Genomic DNA, 2,024 nt, shown 5'->3' on the forward strand with positions numbered 1-2,024 from the left:
AAATCGTTGCATCTAAAATACGAATTCGTTGAAAATAAGCAATTGAAGAGCTTGGAATTACTGATGGTTCACAAGTTTTATTTTTTAATCATAAAGAGAAAATATGTTTTAAAAAGCAAACAGCTTTGTTATAGAAACGTTTATTGAGTCCTTCCGGATTAATAAAAGTTCCTGTTGCTGCATGAAGTTGACCGCATAGTCTAACTAAAGAATTACTCGCTACTCGTTGACTAATCCAAACACAGATAGTGGCTAAATCGTGGCCCGAAAACTTACGCTTTCGTTGTACAAAGTCTAGTTCTCTAGCAAGTCATTCTAAAAATGAAGGCGTAAGATATTGATGTAATTCTTCAGAAAATAGTTGTAATTCATCTTGAATTGAGAGATTCATAAAAAACGTCATCCTTTCTAATTTAGCTTATTTAGAAAAGATAACGTTTTTGTATTTGAGGATACTAAAATTTCTTAAGTTGATGGGGTATCGCCGATTTGGAAATCGAAATAAAGAAGTACCAAAAAGCAAATTTAAATATGTAGAAGAAACAAATGTATTTGCTTGTCCGATGGGATCTATTTTAGAGTATGCGAGAACCGATAGAGAAGGCTATCGTCAATATAAGTCTGATCCAACAGATTGTGTAGTTTGTTCATTGCGTGATAAATGTTTTTCAAAAAAACAAAAACAGAAAGTTATTACACATCATATTTGGGAGGAATATAAAGATATTGCCAGAAAAAACAAATTAACAAGTACAGATAAAAAACTATACAAGGTACGCTGCTCGACTATAGAGCGAAGCTTTGCGGACGCCAAAGAACTAAATGGCTATCGATACGCGCGGTTTCGAGGGCTGAAGTCTGTCCAAATGCAAGCGTGTCTCATCGCAGCTTATCAAAACATGAAAAAATAGCTCTCCATCTAACCAAAAGGGGTCTGGTGGAGGGCTATTTTTCTAAATTCTATTATTTTATATTGTTTTCTTTCGCTAAAATCAAAAAAGATTTCCCAACACTCTGAAAGAAAAGACGCTTTAAAGCGTCTTTTCTTTATTTTTATAATTTAGTTGTCTGACGCTTGATAATCATAAATCTTTTCACGAATAGCGGATGCAATAAATTCTTCAATAGAACTGTTCGTTTCTTTTACAATGTTTGTGATTGCATGGTATTCACTGCTTGTTATCGTTACTGCTTTAGTAACACTACTGCTATCTAAATACACACTATTATTAACACGTCTTGTTAATTTTCCTTCTATTATATATGGGGTTAAACAATCAATCCATTCTACCTGCATTTGCATTGGTAATTGAATAATGGATTGACGAACATCAAAGTACCAAAAACCATCTTCCTCAGAAACCTTAATATTTCTTGGTGATACATACTGTAGTATTAAGTCAATTAAGTGAAAAATGTTACTTCGCAATTGATTTGATTTAGGAAAACGAAACTTTACAAACTTTTGGTGATGACTTCTTGGTTTATCGGATAAAATATATGCAGGCTTATATCCCATTTTAATTGAATCTTCTAGTGTCATATTGTTTCCAAACTCATCAATAAGCACAATATCTCCGCGCTTCGGAATGGATATAATGCGTGCTAATTTATTACCTTCCATAAATTTTTGGAACAATACTACATTATATTTTTGTGAGAATGTATACAGCGTATTGGCCTGATCCAATTGCTGTACCAATCCGTGTATTTCTTCCTCATTTACAAATTTAGTCTCACGATTACGATGTTTCTGTATAGTGCAAGTCAATACTCCTTCTTCTATCCACTTTTCAAGTTGATACATGCTCACATTATAATCTTTTGCTGCCTGATATAAGGTAATTCCTTCTGTTTCACGATCTTCTTTGAGCTTTTTTATGTCTTCTCGCTTAAATAAAAAGCTACCATCTAAACGCCAGGTCTCTCGATTAATTGGATTTAATTGTCCTTGTTTCATAAGAGTACTAAAAATGAAGCTACTAATTCCTAAATAAGCTTTTACTTCATTCGTATTCATATTT

The 2,024-nt window shown here is 32.9% G+C and carries 1 protein-coding gene and 2 pseudogenes; 1 reads left to right on the top strand and 2 read right to left on the bottom strand.

The features are described 5' to 3' along the window. Positions 1-391 (bottom strand): annotated as a pseudogene (locus V7038_RS26510) (IS4 family transposase); the annotation flags it as partial. A 79-nt stretch (positions 392-470) separates the two neighbouring features. Between V7038_RS26510 and V7038_RS26515 the strand changes: the two are divergent. Further along, positions 471-952 (top strand): annotated as a pseudogene (locus V7038_RS26515) (transposase); the annotation flags it as partial. Between the two features lie 108 nt (positions 953-1,060). Here the strand turns inward: V7038_RS26515 and V7038_RS26520 are convergent. Further along, positions 1,061-2,024 (bottom strand): DNA-binding protein (locus V7038_RS26520; protein ID WP_335695880.1); only part of this gene is annotated, 964 nt, incomplete at its 5' end.

The sequence above is a fragment of the Bacillus sp. JJ783 genome (genome assembly GCF_036963225.1).
In the GTDB taxonomy this organism is placed as follows: Bacteria; Bacillota; Bacilli; order Bacillales; family Bacillaceae_G; genus Bacillus_A; species Bacillus_A cereus_U.